This window comes from Cellulosimicrobium sp. NPDC057862 (assembly GCF_042797035.1).
GTDB lineage: Bacteria > Actinomycetota > Actinomycetes > Actinomycetales > Cellulomonadaceae > Cellulosimicrobium.
Window position 1 is genome coordinate 136037 of record NZ_JBHVMH010000011.1, and the last position, 6329, is coordinate 142365.

Sequence of the window (6329 nt, forward strand, 5' to 3'; positions counted from 1 at the left end):
GCGGGCACCGCTACGGTGTGAGCCATGACGCCCCCCTCGACGCGCGGCTACGACGACGACCTGCGCCTCGCCCACGTGATCGCCGACCAGGTCGACGCGCACACGATGTCCCGCTTCAAGGCGCTCGACCTGCACGTCGAGTCCAAGCCGGACTCGACGCCCGTGAGCGACGCCGACCGCACCGCCGAGGAGATCATCCGCGGTCAGCTCGGCCGGGCGCGCGGTCGTGACGCGATCGTCGGCGAGGAGTTCGGCGAGACGGGTCACGGCGCCCGGCGCTGGATCGTCGACCCGATCGACGGGACCAAGAACTTCGTGCGCGGCGTGCCCGTGTGGGCGACGCTCATCGCGCTCGCCGACGGCGACGAGGTCGTCGTCGGGCTCGTCTCCGCGCCCGCGCTGGGCCGGCGCTGGTGGGCCGCGAAGGGCACCGGCGCGTGGACGGGCAAGTCGCTCGCCGCCGCGTCGCGGCTCCAGGTGTCGGGCGTCTCGTCGTGGTCCGACGCGTCGTTCGCCTACGCGTCGCTCGACGGCTGGGAGGAGCGCGGGAAGCTCGAGCCGTTCCTCGACCTCCTGCGCGGCGCGTGGCGCACGCGCGGCTACGGCGACTTCTGGTCGTACATGCTCGTCGCCGAGGGCGCCGCCGACGCGGCCGCCGAGCCCGAGCTCGAGCTCTACGACATGGCCGCGCTCGTGCCCATCGTCACCGAGGCCGGCGGCCGGTTCACCTCGCTGGACGGCGCCGACGGCCCGTGGGGCGGCAACGCCGTCGCGACGAACGGGCTGCTGCACGACGAGGTGCTCGGCCGCCTGGGCTGACGCGGACCGCCGTCGGGCACCGCCTGGCTCCCGACCGGCCGCTCCGCACCGCGGCGTCGTCAGCCGCGCGGCACGTCCTTGAGCTCCGACCAGTCGTACCAGAGCAGGTCGCGCTCGTTGACGCGATCGATCGCGGCGTCGAGCGCCGCGTCGGCACCGGGGCCGTCGGCGTCGGCCGCGGCGAGCACCCCCTCGACGTCCTCGACCGCCTCGGGCTCGTCGACGTGCACGCACACGATCGCGACGTCGGGCACGGTCCGCAGGACCTCGACCGCGCTGGGCGCGGGCGCGTCCTCGTCGTCGGAGTCGTCGGCGCCCACGACCTGCACCGCACCGTCGGGCACCTCGAGCGTCACGACGAGCCGCTGGCGCGGCGCGTCCGGGCGCGACGCGACCAGCGCGAGCGAGTCGTCCGCCGCCTCGAGCGCGGCCGCGTACTCCAGGCCCTCCTCGTCCTCGTCGGGCAGCGCGCGCGTCAACGCGGCGGTCACGGCGTGGGCGCCGCGCGGGGCGACGCTCCAGCGGGCGGCGTCGGCGGTCACGGTGACGGCGTCGAGCTCGTCGAGCGTCGCGGGGAGGTAGATGCGCATGGGTTCAGTGTGCCGCCTCCAGCGCGAGTCCGTGCGTCGCACCACGCCCGGGCGACGCCGCCTCCCGCACGTGCGCGGCGAGCCGTGCGAGGGCGCGACGGGCAGGGCTCGCGGGCGCCGACTCCGGGAGCGTCCGGCCCTCACGGAGACCGAGGTCGACCGCGGCGTCCTCGGGGACGACGTGGAGGTCGTCGACGCTCGCGTAGCGGGCCATCGCGTCGCGCACCGCTCGCTCGGGCCGGGGCCCCACGACGCTCGCGCGCACCCGATTCACCACCACGACGCGCGCCGCGCCGACGCACGCGCCCGTCTCGGCGAGCTCGTCGAGCGCGCGGACCAGACGCTGGAGCCCGACGGGGTCGCCTGCGCCGACGACGACCACGACGTCCGCGGCCGCGAGCGCGCTCCACGTCGCGTCGTTGCGCTGCGGGGCGCGGGTGTCGTACGTCAGGAGCTCGTCCCGCTCGATCCCGAAGCCGCAGTCGACGACCGTCCAGTCCGCGACGGACCGCGCGACCTCCCACACGGCGTCGAGCGACGCCCCGGGCAGCTCCGGCCACCGGGCCGCCCGGGTCAGGCCCGTCAGCACCCGGACCCGTGGCAGGACCGTCGGCGCCAGCGCGACCAGCCCCGCCCCGTCGAGCGCGCCCTGGCCCGCGCTGCGGGCGGCGGCTGCCAGCCCCGGTGACTCGTCGAGCAGGCCGAGACGTTGGGCGACGCTCCCGCCGTACGTGTCCGCGTCGACGAGCAGGACCTCGGCGTCGGGTGCCGGCGGGACGGCGGCAGGGACGTCCACGTCCGAGGAACGCCGTTCCCGGCGCGGCGGCCGAGCACGCCGCGCGGGTGCCTGCCCCGCGAGCTCGGCGGCGAGGTTCGTCGCCACCGTCGTGCGACCGGGTGCGCCGGTCGGCCCCCACACGGCGACGGTCCGTCCGCGGCGGGGCTCGCACCCCGGATCCGTGGCCCCGGCACCGACGACCTGCCGGGGGACGCCGGGTGCTCCTGCGGCCGCCCCGTGCGGCGGCAGGACGGCGCGGACGACGTCGCAGAGCGCGTCCGGCGCCGAGTCCAGGTCGAACACCGCGTCGACCCCGTAGGCCCGCACCCGCCCCTCCTCCCACGTCCCGGCCGGGGCGAGCGCGACGATCCGCACGTCGTGGGCGTGCAGGTCGACGACCGCCTGCCGGTCCAGCGCGGGCAGGTCGCACGACACGACGGCGACCCGGCCCGCACCCGCCGCGGCCGCCGCGAGCAGCTCGACGACGTCCGCGCACCGCCGCGTGACCTGGAGCCCCGGAGCGGCGAGCGTCGTGACCACCTCGGCCTCGCGCGCACCCCGGACCGCGCACAGGACGGTCGCGACCGTGGTCGCGCCGCTCATCCCGCACCCCCGACCGGGACGAGCGCGATCGTCCCGTCCCCGGCCACGGCCGCGAGCACGGCCGGGAGGTCGTCGACGCCGACCAGGAGGTGGACCGTCGTCGGTCCGCCCACGACGAGCGTGCCCTCGCCCTCGTCGACCTGTGCAACGGTGACGCCCCCGACGAGCATCGCGGGCTGCGGCGGCTCGTCCCCCGCTGCGGTGCTGCCCGGCTCGGCACCGGTCGTCGGGGCGGGAGGCTCGGGGACGTACCAGACGTCGACCGCAGCCCCGGCGACGATCCGCTCCGAGAGACCGGTCGTCACAGGGACCGCGACGGCGCGCACCGCGAGGTCGGCAGCCGCGCCGAGCGACGACGCGGGGACCAGCTCGCCCGCGGCGACGGTCCGCAGGACGACGGCCTCGTCCGGGAGCCCGTCGGCCACGAGGAGGTAGCGGTCCACCTGCGTCCCGAGCCGCACCTCGACCGCCCGCAGGTCCGCCGCGGTCACGGGCGTCCCGGGGGTCAGCGCCGCCCCGGCCGCATAGACGGTGACGGTCCGGCTCGCGGTGCTCACGGCCCACGACCCGAGGGCCACGGACAGCGCGACCACCACGATCCCCACGAGGAGCCGCGGGTCCTTCCAGCCAGGCCGCCTCAGGCGCACGGCGGGCCGTTGTTCCGGCTCGACCCGCACGGGTCGTTCCGTGGTCGTCGTCATCGATCTCCCCCTTGGTCGTCCGGCACGTCAGCCGTGCCGCGGCTTCATGATCCCCGGTCTGCGCCGCCCGTGGCGGTGCCTGTGGACGAGCGCCGAGGTGCGGCGCGCGCGTGCCAGACTGACGCCATGGCCCAGCGGTTCCTCACCCTCGCCGACGTCACGGACGAGCTCAACATCTCCGCGGCGCAGGCGTACGCGCTCGTCCGCTCCGGCGAGCTCCCCGCGATCCAGGTGGGCGGCCGGGGGCAGTGGCGCGTCGAGGTCAGCGAGCTCGAGGCGTACATCCAGCGGATGTACGCGCAGACGCGCCAGCGCATCGAGGCCGGCGACTTCGACGGCTGAGCGACCGCCGCGTCCCCGACCGCGGACCCGGCGGGGCTGCGGGGCCGCCGTGAGACCCGCGTGCTCCCCCTGCACGCTCCTCACCGCGGGACGAACCCCGTCTCCGACTCGCTGACGCACAGGACGGCGGACCAGGGCACGACCCGCGAGCCGTGCCCGCCGCCCGGGACGACCTCAAGGTCGACGTGGTCCTTGCCGACCCGCGCGACCCACCCGGGAAAGATCCCGGCGGGGGTCCGCACCTGGACGGGCCGACGGTCGCGCATGAGCGCGCGCAGGGCGTGGCCGAGGCCCAGCCGCGCCGACCTCCCCGAGGGCGCGGGCTGGGCATGGCGGCCGAGTCCCTGCACGGCGGCGATCGCGCCGGTAGGGACGAGGTGCTGACGCCGGGCCTCGCCCACGAGCACCCACTCCTCCGCCGCCTCGCGCAGCTCTCCGGTGACGGCCGAGCCGTCGCGCAGCTCGAGCGTGACCGTGCCGGGCGTGCCGCGCAGCCGCTCGACGAGCGTGATCGTCGCGTGCTCCGCACGGGTGAGGTCGGCGACGGCGGCGGCCCGGTCCTGCGACTCCGCGGCGGCGAGCTGCGCCGCGAGGTCGTCGAAGAGGGCGTCCCATCGCACCGGGACACCGTAGCGGTCCGCCGCGCCACCGGCCCGCACCCTGTCCACATCACGAGAAGCCCTCTGGACAGGAGCGAACGGTCGCGCTTAGATCGACCTGTCGTGATCAAACGACATCAAACGACATCAAGGGCCGTCCTTCGCGGACGGCACCGCAGGGGGCACCGATGGACCGTCGTACCGCCGTACCCGCACGAGTCGGAGGCGTCGCCATCCTCCTCGCGCTCCTCGTCGTCATGGGCGGTGCCGTGACGGCGCTCGCGCTGCGTGCCGCGCACCTCGTCGGCGCCCTCCCCGCTGCCCGCCCCGAGCCCTACGTCGAGCTGCTCGCCGTCGCGCTCGGGGCGCTGGCGGCCGGGTGGGTGACCGCCAGCGCCCTCCTCGGCCTGGGCTGCGTCGGCGCGCGCGCCGTGGGCCGCTCGTGGGGTGCCGGGGAACGACTCCTCCTGCGCGCGGCGCCCGCCGTCGTCCGCCGGGCCGTGCAGACCGGCGTGGGGCTGACCGTGGGCGCGGGCCTCGTCCTCGCCGGCGGGACCGCGCAGGCCGCCACGACTCCGGACGCCGACCCCGGCGTCGTGGCGGTCGACCTGGGATGGCAGACCTCGACGCCCGCTCCCGCGCCGGCCGGGCCGGCGCAGCCCGCTCCCCTCCCGACGGACGTACCGTCAACCGCGCCGTCGCACGCTCCCGCGGCCTCGGCGACGACCTCCGACCGGCCGGCGCCGGCGGTATCCGCCCCTACCCCGGGGCCGACCGACCCCGCGCCCTCCGCACCGTCCGCACCGTCGATGCCGCCGGGCACCGCGGACGCTCCGGGCACGGCCCCGAGCACGCCGTCGGCCCCGGCTCCGGCACAGGCACAGGCACAGGCACAGGCACAAGCGACGGCACCCGGAACCGCGACGACGACGGGTCCGTCGGCTCCCGGACGTGCGCCCGGAGCCCAGAGCGCCGCTGCCGAGCAGCGCGACGCCGCGCTCACGGTGGTGCGGGACGTCGCCACGGACGGGCCGCGCGAGGTCGTCGTCGTGCGCGGTGACTCGCTCTGGTCGATCGCCGCACGCCACCTGCCGGACGGCGCGCCGGACGCGCAGGTGGCCGACGCGGTGCAGCGCTGGTACGCCGCGAACGTCGCGGTCGTCGGCGACGACCCCGACCTCGTCCGCCCGGGCCAGGTGCTCGTCGCACCGACCTCCTGACGACCGCCTGCGCGAAGGATCTCCACCATGACCGCTCCCCTGCCGACCACCTCAGACGCCCTGGCCACGACCGGCGTCGCCGCGCCGCCACGGCGTCGGACCGTACCCACCGCGCCGCCCGACCGGCCCGCGCACCCCGCCCGCTCCACGAGCGTGCCCGCCGACCTGCCCTCTCGCCTGCTGCGCTGCGCCGGCGAGCGTCCCGTCCCGACGATGGACCTGACCGACGTCACGGCCGCGCGGGCACCGCAGCACGTCGTGCGGGGACGCCCCCTCGCACCTCCGACGGCACCGCTCCCGCTGCCGGACCCGACGGCACTGTGCTGCGCCGTCGTGCGGGCTGCCGTCGAGGTCCTTCGTGGCGAGCGCACCGTGGGCCAGCTCGCCCGGTGGGTGTCACCCGAGATCTACGAGGCGCTCGCCCGCCGGTCGCGGCTCGTCGCCGACGCCCCGCGCCCGACGACGACCCGCCCCGTCACCGTGCGCCGCGCCCGCGTGCTGCGGATCGGCGACGGCGTCGCGGAGGGCACGGTCGTGGTCGAGGACGGTGCCCGCGTGCGGGCCGCCGCGGCACGGCTCGAGGCGCGGCGCGGCACGTGGCGCGTCGTCGCGCTCGAGATCGGGTGACCGGTCTCGACCCCACCGACGACGGCGGGGCGCGCCACCCGCTGGTGGCC

8 protein-coding genes are annotated in these 6329 nt (G+C 77.2%); 4 read left to right on the plus strand and 4 right to left on the minus strand.

The genetic code is table 11. The features are described from left to right. Positions 1-24: 24 nt before the first annotated feature. A complete protein-coding gene (gene hisN, locus ACFVN3_RS14665) occupies positions 25-819 on the plus strand; it encodes a histidinol-phosphatase (protein WP_237843429.1) in 795 nt (264 codons plus the stop codon). A gap of 59 nt (positions 820-878) precedes the next feature. On the opposite strand, the gene ACFVN3_RS14670 is transcribed toward hisN, so the two are convergent. Genes ACFVN3_RS14670 through ACFVN3_RS14680 form a run of 3 tightly spaced genes read right to left on the minus strand, consistent with a single transcriptional unit; the run spans position 879 to position 3491 of the window. Continuing rightward, on the minus strand, positions 879-1409 hold the full coding sequence (locus ACFVN3_RS14670; protein WP_378233633.1) for a DUF6912 family protein: 531 nt from the start codon (positions 1407-1409) through the stop codon (positions 879-881). A 4-nt stretch (positions 1410-1413) separates the two neighbouring features. Next, positions 1414-2790, minus strand: a complete 1377-nt coding sequence (locus tag ACFVN3_RS14675) for a hypothetical protein (RefSeq protein ID WP_378233634.1) — start codon at positions 2788-2790, stop codon at positions 1414-1416. Further along, the gene (locus ACFVN3_RS14680) at positions 2787-3491 is read right to left on the minus strand and encodes a hypothetical protein (RefSeq protein WP_378233635.1); all 705 of its coding nucleotides are present in this window, start codon (positions 3489-3491) and stop codon (positions 2787-2789) included. The genes ACFVN3_RS14675 and ACFVN3_RS14680 overlap by 4 nt, the downstream gene beginning before the upstream one ends. Positions 3492-3617: 126 nt before the next feature. Here ACFVN3_RS14680 and ACFVN3_RS14685 point away from each other — a divergent pair, with 126 nt between their 5' ends. Next, positions 3618-3833: a helix-turn-helix domain-containing protein gene (locus ACFVN3_RS14685; RefSeq protein ID WP_087472469.1), complete on the plus strand. Its 216-nt coding sequence runs from the start codon at positions 3618-3620 to the stop codon at positions 3831-3833. An 80-nt stretch (positions 3834-3913) separates the two neighbouring features. Here ACFVN3_RS14685 and ACFVN3_RS14690 read toward each other — a convergent pair whose 3' ends face one another. Next, the gene (locus ACFVN3_RS14690) at positions 3914-4453 is read right to left on the minus strand and encodes a hypothetical protein (protein ID WP_378233636.1); all 540 of its coding nucleotides are present in this window, start codon (positions 4451-4453) and stop codon (positions 3914-3916) included. A gap of 167 nt (positions 4454-4620) precedes the next feature. Between ACFVN3_RS14690 and ACFVN3_RS14695 the strand changes: the two genes are divergently transcribed. Further along, positions 4621-5652, plus strand: a complete 1032-nt coding sequence (locus ACFVN3_RS14695) for a LysM peptidoglycan-binding domain-containing protein (protein ID WP_378233637.1) — start codon at positions 4621-4623, stop codon at positions 5650-5652. Between the two features lie 27 nt (positions 5653-5679). Beyond that, positions 5680-6279 carry an Rv3235 family protein gene (locus ACFVN3_RS14700; protein ID WP_378233638.1) on the plus strand — a complete coding sequence of 200 codons (600 nt, stop codon included), beginning with the start codon at positions 5680-5682 and terminating at the stop codon, positions 6277-6279. The last annotated feature ends 50 nt before the right edge of the window (positions 6280-6329 follow it).